Genomic DNA, 15306 nt, shown 5'->3' on the forward strand with positions numbered 1-15306 from the left:
CGGGTCAGCGCGCTGACCCGCCGCCCCCGCGTGTCAGGAGACGCCGACGGCGGCGCGCACGCGCTCCAGGGTGGCGCGGGCGCGCTGGCGGGCGCGCTCGGACCCGGCCGCCAGAATCGCGTCGATCCGCGCCGGGTCGGCCATCAGCTCCTCGTAGCGGTCGCGCTTGGGGCCCAGTTCGGTGTTGATCGCCTCGAACAGCTCGTTCTTGAGGTCGCCCCAGCCCATGCCGCCCGCCTCCAGGCGCTTGCGCACCTCGGAGACCTTCTCGGCGCCGGCGAAGTGCGTGAGCAGCTGGAAGGGCACCGAGCTGTCGGGGTCCTTGGGGTCCTCGACCGGCGTGGAGTCGGTGGGGATGCGGCGGACGGCCTTCCTGAGCTTGTTCTCCGGCAGGAAGAGCGGGATGTGGTTGTCGTAGGACTTGCTCATCTTGCGGCCGTCGACGCCGGGCAGGATGCTCGCGTCGCTGTCGTCGATGACGCCCTTGGGGACGGGGAAGCTGTAGGTCCCGCCGAAGCGGTGGTTGAAGTACCCGGCGATGTCGGCGGTGTACTCGATGTGCTGGGACTGGTCGCGGCCCACGGGGACGTGGGTGCCCTCCATGACGAGGATGTCGGCGGCCATGAGGATGGGGTAGTTGTACAGCCCCATGTTGATCCCGGCGTCGAGGTCGGTGATCCCGGCCTCGTTGTTGCGGTCGCGGGCGGCCTTGTAGGCGTGCGCGCGGTTCATGAGGCCCTTGGGGGTCAGGGCACTCAGGATGGTGGTGAGCTCGAAGGTCTCGGGCACCCGGGACTGCTGGTAGACGATCGTCCGCTCGGGGTCGAGCCCGCACGCGAGCCAGGTGGCAGCGCCTGACCGGATGCTGTGGCGGAGCTCGTCGGCGTCCTTGATGGTGTTGAGCGCGTGGTAGTCGGCGATGAAGTAGTAGGTGTCGTAGGCCGTGGCCGCGCTCAGGGCGGGCTTGATCGCGCCGATGTAGTTGCCCAGGTGGAAGTCGCCGGTGGGCTTGATCCCGGTCAGGTACGTGTTCGCTGCCATGGTGCCAAGCCTAGCGGCGGCCGGGCCCGCGCACGGTCGCGGCCACGCCCCGGGCGGGAGGCGGCCCTCGCCCGGGGCCGCCGCCGCGTCAGGCGCGGAAGGCCGCCCAGTGCTCGACCATGCGCTGGGCCTGGCCCGCGGTGAAGTGGGTCATGCAGGCGTCGTCGCTGTAGTTCATGAAGTTGGTGACGGGGTCCTCGCCCTTCTGCTCGGGGCAGGTGTCGCGGCCCTCGGGGCAGCCGGAGGCGGCCTCGCGCTCGTACGCGGTGTCGTCCACGTAGTCGCCCGGCGAGGAGCAGCCGTTCTGGAACGTGTGGAAGAGCCCGAGCCAGTGGCCGACCTCGTGGGTACCGGTGTGGCCGAGGTTGAACCGGTCGCGGTCGCCGCCGGGCAGGGTGTCGTGGGCGATCACCACGCCGTCCTGTTCGGGCGCCTCCTCGTAGTCCTGGGGGAAGGAGGAGTAGCCGAGCAGGCCGGTGCCCAGGTTCGAGGTGTAGATGTTGAGGGTCCCCGCGTCACCCTGGTGCAGCTCGGCGCGGACGGTGTCGCGGTGCTCGGCGAAGCTGGCGAACCAGTCGTCGTTGACCGTGCGGGTGACCTCGCTGAGCTCGAAGCGGAAGCCGGTGTCGATGGGCTCGGCGCCGCCCGCGGCCCCGGTCCGCCGTGCGGCCTCGGCCGCCTGGGCCGCATCAGCTGCGGCGTCTCCGCCGTAGGCGGCGTTGAGGACGTCGACCTGCCGCTGGACGCGTTCGTCGCTGACCTCGCCGCTGCCGTCCTCGGCGGAGATGACGTGCACCACGACCGGGACGGTGCGGGGCGGCTGGAGCTCCTGTCCCCGCAGGGGCACGAGTGCCTCCTGGAGCTGCTGCTCGTAGAGGGCGGCCTGACGCGGAGTCACCTCGCTGCCGCCTGGGGGCCGGGCGGCAGCGTCCGGATCGGTGACCCTGGCGGCGCCGGGCAGACAGGGCTCCAGCGCTTCGGACTCCCCCGGCGCCAGCTGGGCGCGCGAGGAGTCGGTTCCGACGGTGCCGGGCATCGTGGCCGTGACCATTCCGGCCAGGGCGAACCCGCACATCAGCAGTCCGGTGCAGAGCGCGGCTGAGCCGCCGCGAGAGCTGTGTCCACTCATCTCACACAAGGTAATGAAGTGGACACCGAGGGCTTATGGGACATGCACGAGCTTGCGAAGTGTTTGCCCGTTTTGGGCGGGCTACCGCCCGCCGACGGCCCAGACGCGGATCTTGGCGATCCGCTCGCGGATCTGCGTCGGGGTGGCCTGCGCGACCGGTGGCCCGCCGCAGGCGCGGCGCAGCTCGTTGTGGATCACCCCGTGCGGCTTGCCGGTGCGGTGGTGCCAGGCGCCCACGAGGCCGCTCAGCTCACGGCGCAGGTCGGCCAGGACCTGGTGGGTGGGCCCCTCCTCCTCGGCGGGCTCCTCCACCTTGCGGGTCCTGATCTCACTCGCCTTGAGGTCGGCCTTGCGCTTGCGCAGGAGCTGGGAGACCTGCTGCGGGTCGAGCAGACCGGGCAGGCCCAGGAAGTCCTCCTCCTCGGTGGACCCCGGCACTCCGCCGTACTCGGCCCCGTCGTAGAGGGCGCGGTCGAACTCCGCCGCCGACTCCATGGTCTCGAAGGGCAGCTCCTCCCCCGCGTCGGGGGTGTCCCGCTTCTTGTTGGCCTCCCGGAGCAGGTCGTCCTCCGGGTACTCGTCACCCTCCCCCGGGGTCCGGTCGAGCACGTGGTCGCGCTCGCGCTCCATCTCGCCCGCGTACTCCAGCAGGGTGGGCACGGAGGGAAGGAAGACCGAGGCGACCTCGCCGCGCTGGCGCACGCGCACGAAACGGCCGATGGCCTGGGCGAAGAACAGCGCGGTGCTGGTGGAGGTGGCGTACACGCCCACCATCAGCCGGGGCACGTCCACGCCCTCGGAGACCATGCGCACCGCGACCATCCAGCGGTCGTCGCCCGCGGCGAACCGGGAGATCTTCTTGGAGGCCCCCGGGTCGTCGGACAGGATGACCGTGGCGCCCTTGCCGGTGATCTGGCGCAGGATGCGCGAGTAGGCGCGGGCGTTCTCGTGGTCGCTGGCGATGACCAGCGCCCCCGCGTCCGGGTGGGTCTTGCGGACCTCGGTCAGGCGGCGGTCGGCGGCCTGGAGCACGCGCTTGATCCAGTCGCCCTTGGGGTCCAGGGCGGCCCGCCACGCCTGGGAGAGCGCGTCCTGGGTGAGCGGCTCCCCCAGTCTGGCGGCGAGCTCGTCGCCCGCGCGGGTGCGCCAGCGCATCTCGCCGGAGTAGGCCATGAAGATGACGGGGCGCACGACCCCGTCGGCCAGGGCGGGCCCGTACCCGTAGCTGTAGTCCCAGGAACAGCGGCGCACCCCGGCGGCGTCCTGGACGTAGTCGACGAAGGGGATGGGGTTGATGTCGGACCGGAAGGGGGTTCCGGTCAGGGAGAGGCGCCGTGCCGCCGGGTCGAAGGCCTCGCGGGCCGCGTCGCCCCAGGACAGGGCGTCCCCGGCGTGGTGGACCTCGTCGAAGATGACGAGGGTCCTGCGCGCCTCGGTCCGGTTGCGGTGCAGCATCGGGTGGGCGGCGACCTGGGCGTAGGTGACGGCCACGCCGACGTACTGGCGGCCCAGGGCGCCCTGCCCGTTGCGGAAGTCGGGGTCGATGGCGATGCCGAACCGGGCGGCCGCCTCGGCCCACTGCTTCTTGAGGTGGTCGGTGGGGCACACGATGGTGATGGCGCGCACCGTGTGCCGGTGGAGGAGTTCGCTGGCCAGGGTGAGGGCGAAGGTGGTCTTGCCCGCACCGGGGGTGGCCACGGCGAGGAAGTCCCGCGGTTCCCGGCGGAAGTACTCCTCGAACGCCTCCCGCTGCCATGCCCGAAGGCCTCTGAGCCGGTCCTCCGTCGTGGTCTGCGTCACCGTCATGCTGCGAACCGTCCCCCGTTACTCACCCCCATGAGGTTAGCGGGCACCGTGGACCGTTCCGGGAGCCTGGCCAGTGGCGCCGCGCACACGGCGTGTCCCAGGCCCCGGAAAGGCCACCGGTCCCCGCCGGTTCCCTCATCGTCCACAAGCGCTCCGGACTACCCGCCGGACCCGGCCCCGTCCCCGGTCTGGACGCCCTCGACGTCGACGGCGCCGTCGTTGAAGGGCATGTGCGGGGAGATCGCCGGAAAGGCGAAGAACCACAGCAGCAGGGCCGCGCCCACCGCCAGACCGAGCGCCAGGATGAGCTTGGAGACCCACGGACCGGGCAGGACACGCCAGATCAGACCGTACATTCGCTTTCCTTACTCGCTAGGCCTCGGGGGCCATGTGGGCGATCGAGTCGGGCATCCCCTCGGACTTGGGCGTGGTCTCCACCAGCTCCGCCCAGACGATGAGGCGGTGCGTGTTGTTCAGCTTGGGCGCGCACGTGGTGAGGGTGAGCAGGGACCTGCCCGGCTCCTCGTCGGTGGCATCGTCGAACGGGTCCGGCTCGATCACCCACACGTCGGTGGGCAGGACCGTCTCGTCGCGGAAGACCTCGTAGGTGTAGAAGTTCTCGCCGTCCTCCAGCACCATGACGTCGCCGTTCCGGAGCAGGTCCAGGTCCCAGAACAGGCCCGGGGTGCGGTGGGCGGCCACGGCGTAGTTGCCCTCCCCGCCGGGGTCGCTGGGGTACTCGGTGTAGTGGCCGGGGCTGTAGCGGATGTCCTCCTGCGTGGTGCCGTTGACCACCACCCAGTCCAGGTCCAGGCTCGGCACGTACAGGCGGCTGTCGGCGCTGCCCGGCAGGGGCTCCGAGTCCGGGCCGGCCTCCGCGGCCGCCTGGTCGGCGGACCAGGCCTCCTCCAGCCCCTGGGCCAGGTCCTGCTGTTCGCGGTCGGTCTCCCACTGGGAGCCGTACACCTCGTAGCCGGCGTAGAAGAGCATGAGCAGCCCGGCGGTCAGCATGATCTCGCCGAAGAACCGGACGATGCCGCGCACGACGTCGCCGGGGGTGGCCCTGGGCTTGGGGCGGCGCCGACGGCCGCCGGGGGCCCGCCGTCCACGCCCCTCCCCGCGTCCGGGCCGGGGACCCTCGTGGAACTGCCGTTCAGTTGTGGACACCAATACGACCTACTCCTGTGGACGCTTCCGTGTGCACCCGTCCCCTACCTGAGGGGGGCGACCAGCGGGACTCCGGTACGCGGGTGCGGTAGGGCTTCGACCTCGTGCTGGTATACGGAGCCGAGCAGCGACGCGGTGAACACGTCGGCGGGGGAGCCCTGAGCGGCGACCCGCCCTCGGGAGAGTATCGCCACACGATGGGCGTAGGCTGCCGCAAGCCCCAAATCGTGCAGGACCACGATAACCGCACCGCCGCGCTCCGCGAGTTGGGAAGCCAGATCCAGTACGAGTTCCTGGTGCCGGATGTCCGGGGCGGCGGTCGGCCCGTCCGGCAGGAGCGGCTGGGTGCCCTGGGCCCCGCCACGGAACCGGGCGCACCCCCGGACAGCACGAGGGCCTTGGCACACGCCGTGTGCCAAGGCCTTCGTCGTGCTCGCCGCGCGCGGTGCCCGGGCACGGCGGGGTCCGCGCCGGACGCGCGGCCGTCCCCTCGGGAGGCGTCGGCCGTCCGGGCGGGAGGACTACTTCATCATCTCCTCGTAGACCTTCTTGCACTCGGGGCACACGGGGAACTTCTTGGGGTCGCGGTTGGGCACCCACACCTTGCCGCACAGGGCGATCACGGGGTCGCCGGTCACGGCGCTCGCGGTGATCTTGTCCTTCTGCACGTAGTGGGCGAACCGCTCCCGGTCCCCGCCGTCGTGGGAGATGTCCGGTTTGGTCTCACTGTCCGGGAGGACCTTGTTGAAGATGTCCATCGCCATCGTGCCTCACACCTTTCGACGTCTGCGTTCCACGGTATAGGGTGCCGTGCCCCACCCCGGCTGCTCAGTTCATGGTGGGATCGTCGGGGAAGGTGGACAGGAGCGCCATGTCCCCGCCCTGGCGGCGCAGCACCCGCGACCACAGCTCCTCGGGCGCGGTGGTGAAGACGTCGTCGGCGACCGCGTCGACGACGTACCAGGCCCCCTCGTCGACCTCCCCGGCCAGCTGGCCCTCGCTCCACCCCGCGTAGCCCGCGAAGACGCGGAACGCGCCGAGCGCCCCGCCGAGCACCTGGGCGGGACCGTCGAGGTCGACCACGCCGATCCCGTCCAGGCCCAGGTGCGGGTCCAGGCCCTCCAGCGGGGACCAGCCGGGGGGAGGCTCGCCGGGACCGGCCATCCCCAGGGCGATGCCGGATCCCAGGCCCACGGGCCCCCCGGAGAACATCACCGCCGGCTCGCTGGCGTAGGCGCCCCAGTCGGTGACGACCTCGTCCACGGCCATACCCAGGGGGCGGTTGAGGATCACCCCGAGGGTGCCGTCGGCGGCGTCGTCAACGACGAACACCACCGAGCGGCGGAAGGAGTCCTCCTGGAGCATGGGGGCGGCCACCAGGAGGCGTCCGGTCATCGGCTGGTCCATGCCCTCCCACCTACCCCGGCAGCGCCGGGCGGACAGCCGGCGTTTCCAGGCCGTTATGCCGGTCCGGCCGCCTGACCGCGCTGGGCGACCTCGCGCACGGCCGTGGCCACGTGGTTGGACAGGTCGGAGTGGAACACGCTGGGGATGATGTAGTTGGGGCCCAGCTCGTCCTCGGTGACGACGTCGGCCAGTGCCTCGGCCGCGGCGACCATCATGTCCGAGGTGACGTCGTGGCTCTGGGCGTCCAGCAGGCCTCGGAAGAAGCCGGGGAAGACCAGCACGTTGTTGATCTGGTTGGGGTAGTCGCTGCGGCCGGTGGCCACGACGGAGGCGTGCAGGTGGGCCACGTCCGGGTCGACCTCGGGGTCGGGGTTGGCCAGGGCGAAGATGATGGCGCCCTCGTTCATCTCGGCGATGTCGTCCCCGTTGAGGAGGTTGGGGGCCGAGACGCCGATGAAGACGTCCGCCCCGGCCACGGCGCCGCGCAGGTCGCCGCTGTAGCCCTCGGGGTTGGTGTGCTCCGCGATCCACCGCAGGTTGGAGTCGAGGTCCTCGCGTCCGCCGTGCACGGCGCCGTGCACGTCGCTGACGATGACGTCGCGCGCCCCGGCGTGCATGAGCAGCTTGAGGATCGCGGTTCCGGCCGCGCCCGCGCCGGACATGGCGATGCGGACCTCGCCGAGCTTCTTGCCCACCACGCGCAGCGCGTTGCGCAGGGCGGCGAGCACGACGATGGCGGTGCCGTGCTGGTCGTCGTGGAAGACGGGGATGTCGAGCAGCTCGCGCAGGCGGGCCTCGACCTCGAAGCAGCGGGGGGCGGAGATGTCCTCCAGGTTGATGCCGCCGAAGCCGGGGGCCAGCACCTGGACGGTGCGCACGATCTCGTCCACGTCCTGGGTGTCCAGGGCGATGGGCCAGGCGTCGATGTCGGCGAAGCGTTTGAACAGGGCGGCCTTGCCCTCCATCACGGGCATGGCGGCCTCGGGGCCGATGTTGCCCAGGCCCAGGACCGCGGAGCCGTCGGTGACCACGGCGACGCTGTTGCGCTTGATGGTCAGGCGCCGGGCGTCGTCCTTGTTGGCGGCGATGGCCTGGGAGACGCGGGCGACACCGGGGGTGTAGGCCATGGAGAGCTCGTCGCGGTTGCGCAGCGGCACCTTGGACTTCATCTCGATCTTGCCGCCCAGGTGCATGAGGAAGGTGCGGTCGCTGACCTTGTGCACGACCACGCCCTCGACGGCGCCCAGGGCGTCGACGATGGCCTGGGCGTGCTCGGTGTCGCGGGCGGCGCAGGTGACGTCGATGCGGATGCGCTCGTGTCCGGCGGCGGCCACGTCCAGCGCGGTGATCATGCCGCCCACCTGCTCGACGGCGTTGGTGAGACTGCCGACCGCACTGCCCCCAGCGTCCAGTTCGAGGCGGACGGTGATGGAGTAGGAAACGCTGGGAAGGGTGGCCACGTGTTGCTCCTTGGCTCTGGCTGGTGTGGTGCGTCCGGGGCGCCCCGCCGGGGCGCTCGCCGGTGCACGGCGCCGCCTGCGCGTGCGCGCGGATGGGGGGTGCCGTGTGTCCTGTGTGCGCGGTGCTCACGCACCGCCACTCGGACCCCGGTTCCGGGCGGGGGCTGACCCGTGACCGAGTCGCCTTACCTTACCTGAGTCAAGGCCCAACCGTCAGCACAAGGTGACAATTACCGCGATGGTAAAAAATCGCATAAATTACGCCAGTGCGAGGGTGTCACGGCGGACAACGCGCGGTTCGGCTCAGGCGCCCTCGGAAGGGGCGGTCGCACGGTCGCGGGCGGCGCGCACGACGAGGTCCGCACAGGTCTCCAGCGACAGCGACGCCGCGTCCAGGACCAGGTGGTAGTGGCGTGGGTCGGCGGGGTCGACGCGGTAGAAGCGCCGCACGTAGGCCGCCCGGGCGCGGTCGTTGTCGTCGAGCAGGCGCGCGTTGGGCGGCTCGTCGGATTCAGCGCCCGTCCACTCGCCGCGGTCGCCGGACTCCCACAGCTTGCGCGCCCGACGCAGGCGCGCGTCGGGATCGCCGTCCAGGCGCACGTGAAGGGCGCCGGGGTGGTCACGCAGGACGACGGCCCCGGCGCGGCCGAGGACGACGCCGCCCTGCTGGGCCACCTCTCCCAGAACCCGTTCGGTGTGCTCCACGAACTCGTGGTCGTAGAGGAGGCGGCCCTCCTCGTCGGTGGTGCCGATGAGGGCGGTGTCCACGCTGCCGAGGGTGACGGTGGGCAGACGCGCGGCACTGGCGAGCAGGCGTTCGAGCCTGCCGGGGGCGCGGTCGTCGCGTTGGAGCGCCTCGTCGAGCGAGCAGCCGATGCGGGCGGCCACCGCGCTGGGGACGGCCCGGTCGAGGAAGGCCACGCCGAGCCGGGCGGCGACGGCGGGGCCCACCGCGCTGCCGCCCGCGCCGTAGGTGGCCGAGATCGTGACCACGGGCTCGCCGTGTCTGCCGGGGATGCCGTCGGTCGCCATGGGGTAAACCTGCCAGGTCCGCGACGGGCCGTGAGCCCGTCTCCTGACGGGGTTGTACCCGCTGTGCGCGGGTTGTCTCCCGCACCCGGCACGGTGGGACCGCGGTGCGCGGGGAGGTAGCGGCCGGCGGGGCCCGCGCCGGTATTCGGCGCGGGCCCCGGCCACGCGGATCCCCCGGCCCCTCCCCTGCCTCTAGAACAGCGCGGAGGTGAGCTTGCGGCGGGCGGCGGCGACCCGCGGGTCGCCCGGGGGCAGCAGCTCGAACAGGCCGAGCAGGTGGGTGCGCGCCCTGTCGCGGTCCCCGTCGGCGGTGCGCCTGACCGTGTCGACGAGGCGGCCGAAGGCGTCCTCGAACCTGCCGCCGTACATCTCGACGTCGGCCGCGGTGGCCTGGGCGGATACGTCCTCTGGCCGGTCGGCCGCGGCCTGGAGGGCCGCTCCCGCGTCCACGTCCTGGAGGCGGCCCACCAGCCGGACCTGGGCGAGCTTGGCCCGGGACTCGGCGTCGCCGGGGTCGGCCTCCACGGCCTTGGCGTAGACGGCCGCGGCGGCCTCGAAGTCGCCCCGGTCCAGGGCATCCTGGGCCTCGACGTCCACGGGGCGGCCCTGGGGCTCCTCGGGCTGGGCCGCCTGCGCGCCCTGCGCTCCCTCCGCGCCGGGCTCACCGGTGATGGTGCCGGGGTGGCCCGGGGGCAGCGCGCCCTGCTCCTGGAGGGCGGCGAACGCCTCGACCAGCCAGGCGGTGAGCTGCTCCTCGGTGGCCGGGCCCGCCGGGCCGGGCAGGAGCTGGCCCTGGATCACCACGACGATCATCGGGGTGGTGGGCACCCGCAGGGCCTGGACCAGCTGCGGGCTGGCCTCGCTGTCGACCTTGGCCAGGAACCAGGTGCCGCCGGAGGCCGCCGAGATCTTGTCCAGGGCGTCCTCGACCTGCTTGGACTGCTCGGACCAGCCCGCGAGGACGGCCAGCACGACCGGGGTCGACATCGACCGCTCCAGGACCTGGGCCTGGAAGGTGGACTCGTCGACGTTGAGGGCGTAGGGGTTGGATCGACCCGCCGACTCCGCCGCGCGCTGTTTGGCCTCGCGTTCCATGGCCGCCTTGCGCGCGCCGAGGTCCACGGCACTGTTCGGTGAAAAGTCCGAAGGCTGCATGACTCCATCCTGCCGTATGCGCGGGCAGGACGTGGACCGCCTGTGGACGAGTCGGTCCGGGCGCCCCGGGGTTCTGGCCTCCCGCGTCGGGGGGCGCCCGGACAGCCGGAGGCCGAGGGGTCCACCGTGCCTGGTACCACCCGGTTCCCGCTCTTTGGGCGCCCGAACCCGGAAAGGACTGCGCGTAGCGTCCGTCGGGGGCGGTGGCGGGCGACCGTCCGGAAAAGCGGAGCGGAACCCCGAAGCAGCAGGTCAGAACCGCGGGTCCTCGGTGTAGGTCCCGAATTCCTCCCCCATGGTCGCGCAGATCTCGCCGAGCGTGGCCTCGGCGCGGGCCGCGTCCATGATCAGCGGGATGAGGTTGTCCCCTTCGGAGCGCACGCCCGCCAGGAGGGCGGCCAGGGCGCGGTCCACGGCGGCGCCGTCACGGGCGGCGCGGCGCTCGGCGAGCGCGCGCTTCTGCTCGTGCTCGACCTCGTGGCTGATCCGGAGGATGTCCAGTTCGCCGGAGACGGTGTTGGTGTGGCAGTTGACGCCCACGATCCTCTTGTCGCCCTTCTCCAGGGCCTGCTGGTACTGGAAGGCGGACTCGGCGATCTCGGAGCTGAAGTAGCCGTTCTCGATCCCGGCGAGGATGCCGGAGGTCATCGGGCCGATCGCGTGCTCGGCGCCCTCACCCCCGCCCATGCTCAGGACGTGGGCGAAGATCCGCTCCGCCTCGGCCTCCAGCTCGTCGGTGAGCGACTCCAGGTACCAGGATCCGCCGAGCGGGTCGGCGACGTTGACGATCCCGGTCTCCTCCATGAGGACCTGCTGGGTGCGCAGGGCGATCTCGGCGGACTGCTCGGTCGGCAGCGCCAGGGTCTCGTCCAGGGCGTTGGTGTGCAGCGAGTTCGTACCGCCCAGGACGGCCGAGAGCGCCTCCACGGCGGTGCGGACGACGTTGTTGTAGGGCTGCTGGGCGGTCAGGGAGACCCCTGCGGTCTGGGTGTGGAACCGCAGCCACTGCGCCTTCTCGGTCTTGGCGCCGTAGACGTCCCGGAGCCAGCGCGCCCAGATGCGGCGCGCGGCGCGGAACTTGGCGATCTCCTCGAAGAAGTCGATGTGCGCGTCGAAGAAGAAGGACAGCCCCGGCGCGAAGGTGTCGACGTCCAGCCCCCGGGACAGGCCGAGTTCGACGTAGCCGAAGCCGTCGGCGAGGGTGAAGGCGAGTTCCTGGGCGGCCGTGGCCCCGGCCTCGCGGATGTGGTAACCCGACACCGACAGCGGCTTGTACGCGGGGATGTCGGCCGCGCAGTACTCCATGAGGTCGCCGATCAGCCGCAGCTGCGGCTCCGGCGGGTAGAGCCACTCCTTCTGGGCGATGTACTCCTTGAAGATGTCGGTCTGGAGCGTGCCGTTGAGGGTGCGGACGTCCACTCCCTGGCGCTCGGCCGCCACCAGGTACATGCAGAAGGCCGGGACGGCCGGACCGCTGATGGTCATGGAGGTGGTGGTCTCGCCGAGCGGGATGCCGTCGAAGAGCAGGTCCATGTCGGCGACGGAGTCGATCGCCACGCCGCAGTGGCCGACCTCGCCCAGCGCGTGGGGGGAGTCGGAGTCGTGGCCCATGAGGGTGGGCATGTCGAAGGCGACCGAGAGCCCGCCCCCGCCGGAGGCCAGGATCATCTTGTAGCGCTCGTTGGTCTGGCGCGCGTTGCCGAACCCGGCGAACTGGCGGATGGTCCACGCCCGCCCCCGGTATCCGGTGGCGTGGAGGCCGCGGGTGTAGGGGTACTCCCCCGGCCAGCCGACGCGCTCGAAGCCGGGGACCTCGGCGCCGGGGCGGGGGCCGTAGACGGGTTCCAGGGTGCGCCCGGACAGGGACGTGAAGTCGGCGTCGCGTGTGCGCGCGGAGTCGTAGCGGCGCTGCCAGCGCTCGCGCCCGGCCTCGATCTCCTGGGCCCCGCCGCCGTCGGTGGGGACGCTCGTGGTGTTCGCCATACCGAAATAGTAGGACGTCCAACTAATGATGTACAGGGAGGGCGCCCGCGGCGCCGGGGCGCGACGGGCGGTCAGCGGCCCTCGGCGGCCTCCGCGACGGGCTCGGGGAAGTCCCCGAAGTCCACCCTGAGCCGGGTGAACATCTCGTGCATGCGCCACAGCTCCTCGTCGGAGTAGCAGCCCAGCCCGAAGTCCATGGACAGCAGTGCCCCGGTCGCCTCCTCGGTGACCCTGCGCCCGGCGTCGGTGATCTCGGCCAGCACGCCGCGACCGTCGCTCGGGTTGGGGAGGCGGCGCACGAAGCCCTGCCCCTCCAGCCGGTCGATGGTGTTGGTGACGCTGGTCGGGTGCACCATGAGGCGCTCACCGATCTTGCCCAGGGGCAGCGAGCCGGAACCGCTGAAGGTGAGCAGGACGAGCGCCTCGTAGCGGGCGAAGGTCAGGCCGAACGGCTTGAGGGCGCCGTCCAGCTCCCCGATCAGGATCTGCTGAGCTCGCATGACCGAGGTGACCGCAGCCATGGCGGGCGAGGGCCCCCATCTGCGTGTCCAGTTGTCGTGTGCCCGCTCGATCGGGTCGAACGGGAGATTCAACGGGTTACCCACGGGTTCACTCTAGCCAGCGGGACGGGCGCGCCCGCCTGACCGGAGGAGCCCGGCCCCGCTTCCGCGTGGCGCGACCCCCGGGTGCCGCGCCGGGCACGTCCCGGAGGTCCGCCCCGGCCGACGGAAGTGACGGAGCCAGCGCTCCGGGGCGAGAGTGACGTGGGGCTTTCGCCTGGCCGGAAGGGACGCAGGAGCAAGAAGCACACCGAGCACCTAACAGCGGACGAGAAAGAAAGCAAGACTTTCCCGTGGCCACAAAGGGACAGATTCCGCATTCGAAACTGGTCCACCCCGCCAACTCGGCAAATCCGTCGCCCCTCCGGCGAAGGGCCCGCGAAGTCCGTCGCCGCGCACACGGGGGCGGCCGGAGAGTCCGCGCCGGGTCTTGACGGAGCAAGGAATTATTAGTTAAGTTTCCTAAAAATTTATCCCCCCACGTCAGAGGCTCAAGGTGAAGACCTGTCCTCACTTGGCCCGTGGACCACCCGCAGGAAAGGCGCCGAACCCCGCTGACGGACCGCGGCTCTCCCCCGCGGCCCCCGCACACGACCGCAGCCCATCCCCTCTGTTCCAAGAGCACGGTCGTCCATCCCCCCGATCCCCCTCCCCGCACCAGGAGATGCCACGACGTGAGAGCACGACGTTTCAGTACCCGCCTCGCGGCCGTCGCGGCCGCCGTGCTGCTCGCCCCGCTCACGGCGACCTCGGTCCCGGCCGCGGCCGCCCAGGAGGCCGGCCCCGCCGACCTCACGGTCACCTACACGGAGTCGGCCCGGTGGAACACCGGCTACACCGGCCAGATCACCGTCCACAACGCCTCGGACGCCCCCGTCGACGACTGGGCCGTCGAGTTCTCGCTCCCCGACGGCAGCCGCATCCACGAGCTGTGGAACGCCACCCTCGCGGGCACCCCCGGCGGCTACACGATCACCCCGCCGCACTGGGGCGCCAGCGTCCCGGCGGGCGGCAGCTACTCCTTCGGCTTCAACGGGCTGCACTCCGACGGCGCCACCGACCTCGTGGACTGCCTGGTCAACGGCTCCCCCTGCGCCGGGGACGACGGGAGCGGCCCCTCCCACGACAGCCGCAGCGTCGCCTACTACACCCAGTGGAGCGCCGGGGAGCGCGACTACCACGTCCGCGACCTGGTCGACAGCGACAGCGCGGAGAAGCTCACGCACATCAACTACGCGTTCGGCAACGTCACCGCCGAGGGCGTGTGCGCCACGGGCGACGGGACCAGCCAGGAGGGCGCCGTCGCCGACTACGCGCACCCCGTGCCCGCCTCGGAGAGCGTCGACGGAACCGCCGACGACCCCGGCCAGGAGCTGCGCGGCAACTTCAACCAGCTGCGCGAACTCAAGGAGATGTACCCCGACCTGAAGGTCAACATCTCCCTCGGCGGCTGGGAGTGGTCCCGGTACTTCTCCGACGCGGCCCTGACCGAGGAGTCCCGCGAGAGGCTGGTCAGCTCCTGCGTCGACCTGTACCTCCGGGGGAACCTGCCCGAGGTCGACGGCGCGGGCGGCGAGGGCGCCGCCTACGGGGTCTTCGACGGCATCGACCTGGACTGGGAGTGGCCCGGCTCCGACGGCCACCCGCACAACACGGTCCGCCCCGAGGACAAGGAGAACTTCACCGCCCTGGTGCAGGAGTTCCGCGACCAGCTGGACGCGCTCGGCGGGGAGACCGACCGCCACTACGAGCTGACCGCGTTCATGCCCGCCGGGGGGTGGCGCCTGGACGCCGGGTACGAGCTGGACGAGCTCATGACCGACTTCGACTTCGTCACGGTGCAGGGCTACGACTACCACGGCACCTGGGAGAGCACGACCAACCACCAGTCCAACCTGGTCGTGGACGCCCGCGACCCCCAGCCGGTGATCTCCACCGAGCTCATCGTCCAGGCCTACCTGGACCGGGGCGTGGACCCCGACAAGCTCGTCCTGGGCGTGCCCTTCTACGGACAGGGGTGGACGGGTGTGGAGCCCGGCCCCGACGGCGACGGCCTCTTCCAGCCCGCGACGGGCCCCGCGCAGGGGACGTACGCGGCGGGCACCGAGGACTGGAAGGTCCTGGAGGAGAAGGTCGACTCCGGTGAGTTCGAGGTCTTCCGCAACGAGGAGGCCGGGACCGCCTGGATCTACGACGGCGAGACCCTCTGGAACTACGACGACGAGACCGCCATGACGCAGAAGACCGACTGGGCCCAGGACAACGGCCTCGGCGGGGTCATGATCTGGTCCATCGACGGCGACGACGCCGAGGGCAGCCTCATGGCCGCCATCGACACGGCGCTGAGCGACTAGCAACCGCCCGCCCCCGCAACCGACAGACTTCCGGTCCGGCGATCCCGGACCGGGACCGAGCGGCGTCGGTGCTCTGATCCGGGGAGCACCGCCGCCACGGCCGGTGCGGACCGATGTGCGACGGTCCGCACCGGCCCCCACACCCCCTCCTCCCCCATGTCGGAGGCCCGCCATGCCCCTGCCACGCACACGCCACCTCTCACGCGCGCCGC

General features: G+C 71.6%; 13 protein-coding genes. 1 reads left to right on the forward strand and 12 read right to left on the reverse strand.

Annotated features, from left to right (window positions below; genetic code table 11):
* Window positions 1–33 precede the first annotated feature (33 nt).
* The 12 genes from HGB44_RS13050 to HGB44_RS13110 all read right to left on the reverse strand — a co-directional run bounded on the left by HGB44_RS13050 (window position 34) and on the right by HGB44_RS13110 (window position 12773).
* A complete protein-coding gene (locus tag HGB44_RS13050) occupies window positions 34–1041 on the reverse strand; it encodes a tryptophan--tRNA ligase (protein ID WP_061083462.1) in 1008 nt (335 codons plus the stop codon).
* Window positions 1042–1129: 88 nt separating this feature from the next.
* Window positions 1130–2116, reverse strand: coding sequence for a zinc metalloprotease (locus HGB44_RS13055; protein WP_061083463.1), 987 nt, complete (start codon window positions 2114–2116; stop codon window positions 1130–1132).
* Window positions 2117–2251: 135 nt separating this feature from the next.
* The gene (locus HGB44_RS13060) at window positions 2252–3976 is read right to left on the reverse strand and encodes a DEAD/DEAH box helicase (protein ID WP_061083464.1); all 1725 of its coding nucleotides are present in this window, start codon (window positions 3974–3976) and stop codon (window positions 2252–2254) included.
* Between the two features lie 158 nt (window positions 3977–4134).
* Window positions 4135–4332, reverse strand: a complete 198-nt coding sequence (locus HGB44_RS13065; RefSeq protein ID WP_061083465.1) for a hypothetical protein — start codon at window positions 4330–4332, stop codon at window positions 4135–4137.
* Between the two features lie 16 nt (window positions 4333–4348).
* A complete protein-coding gene (locus tag HGB44_RS13070; RefSeq protein WP_061083466.1) occupies window positions 4349–5146 on the reverse strand; it encodes a class E sortase in 798 nt (265 codons plus the stop codon).
* 518 nt (window positions 5147–5664) lie between these two features.
* Window positions 5665–5907, reverse strand: coding sequence for a DUF3039 domain-containing protein (locus tag HGB44_RS13080; protein ID WP_017567454.1), 243 nt, complete (start codon window positions 5905–5907; stop codon window positions 5665–5667).
* 64 nt (window positions 5908–5971) lie between these two features.
* Window positions 5972–6550: a YqgE/AlgH family protein gene (locus HGB44_RS13085; protein ID WP_061083467.1), complete on the reverse strand. Its 579-nt coding sequence runs from the start codon at window positions 6548–6550 to the stop codon at window positions 5972–5974.
* Between the two features lie 53 nt (window positions 6551–6603).
* Complete coding sequence (locus HGB44_RS13090; protein WP_061083468.1) at window positions 6604–8010, reverse strand: NAD-dependent malic enzyme; 1407 nt, start codon at window positions 8008–8010, stop codon at window positions 6604–6606.
* A 303-nt stretch (window positions 8011–8313) separates the two neighbouring features.
* On the reverse strand, window positions 8314–9042 hold the full coding sequence (locus HGB44_RS13095) for a cytidylate kinase-like family protein (RefSeq protein ID WP_061083469.1): 729 nt from the start codon (window positions 9040–9042) through the stop codon (window positions 8314–8316).
* 192 nt (window positions 9043–9234) lie between these two features.
* Window positions 9235–10197 (reverse strand): tetratricopeptide repeat protein, encoded by a 963-nt coding sequence (locus HGB44_RS13100; protein ID WP_061083470.1) that lies wholly within the window; start codon window positions 10195–10197, stop codon window positions 9235–9237.
* A gap of 252 nt (window positions 10198–10449) precedes the next feature.
* The gene (locus HGB44_RS13105; protein ID WP_061083471.1) at window positions 10450–12180 is read right to left on the reverse strand and encodes an acyl-CoA mutase large subunit family protein; all 1731 of its coding nucleotides are present in this window, start codon (window positions 12178–12180) and stop codon (window positions 10450–10452) included.
* Between the two features lie 71 nt (window positions 12181–12251).
* Window positions 12252–12773, reverse strand: coding sequence for a MarR family winged helix-turn-helix transcriptional regulator (locus HGB44_RS13110; RefSeq protein ID WP_026115238.1), 522 nt, complete (start codon window positions 12771–12773; stop codon window positions 12252–12254).
* A 641-nt stretch (window positions 12774–13414) separates the two neighbouring features.
* On the opposite strand from HGB44_RS13110, the gene HGB44_RS13115 reads away from it, so the two are divergent.
* Window positions 13415–15094, forward strand: a complete 1680-nt coding sequence (locus HGB44_RS13115) for a glycosyl hydrolase family 18 protein (protein WP_061083472.1) — start codon at window positions 13415–13417, stop codon at window positions 15092–15094.
* The last annotated feature ends 212 nt before the right edge of the window (window positions 15095–15306 follow it).

This window comes from Nocardiopsis alborubida (genome assembly GCF_012396365.1).
In the GTDB taxonomy this organism is placed as follows: domain Bacteria; phylum Actinomycetota; class Actinomycetes; order Streptosporangiales; family Streptosporangiaceae; genus Nocardiopsis; species Nocardiopsis alborubida.

Bases quoted from the DNA above. Each gene is read 5' to 3' on its own strand.
- HGB44_RS13050 (WP_061083462.1), bottom strand. From the start codon at position 1,041: ATGGCAGCGAACACGTACCTGACCGGGATCAAGCCCACCGGCGACTTC.
- HGB44_RS13055 (WP_061083463.1), bottom strand. From the start codon at position 2,116: ATGTGCGGGTTCGCCCTGGCCGGAATGGTCACGGCCACGATGCCCGGC.
- HGB44_RS13060 (WP_061083464.1), bottom strand. From the start codon at position 3,976: ATGACGGTGACGCAGACCACGACGGAGGACCGGCTCAGAGGCCTTCGG.
- HGB44_RS13065 (WP_061083465.1), bottom strand. From the start codon at position 4,332: ATGTACGGTCTGATCTGGCGTGTCCTGCCCGGTCCGTGGGTCTCCAAG.
- HGB44_RS13080 (WP_017567454.1), bottom strand. From the start codon at position 5,907: ATGGCGATGGACATCTTCAACAAGGTCCTCCCGGACAGTGAGACCAAA.
- HGB44_RS13085 (WP_061083467.1), bottom strand. From the start codon at position 6,550: ATGGACCAGCCGATGACCGGACGCCTCCTGGTGGCCGCCCCCATGCTC.
- HGB44_RS13095 (WP_061083469.1), bottom strand. From the start codon at position 9,042: ATGGCGACCGACGGCATCCCCGGCAGACACGGCGAGCCCGTGGTCACG.
- HGB44_RS13100 (WP_061083470.1), bottom strand. From the start codon at position 10,197: ATGCAGCCTTCGGACTTTTCACCGAACAGTGCCGTGGACCTCGGCGCG.
- HGB44_RS13105 (WP_061083471.1), bottom strand. From the start codon at position 12,180: ATGGCGAACACCACGAGCGTCCCCACCGACGGCGGCGGGGCCCAGGAG.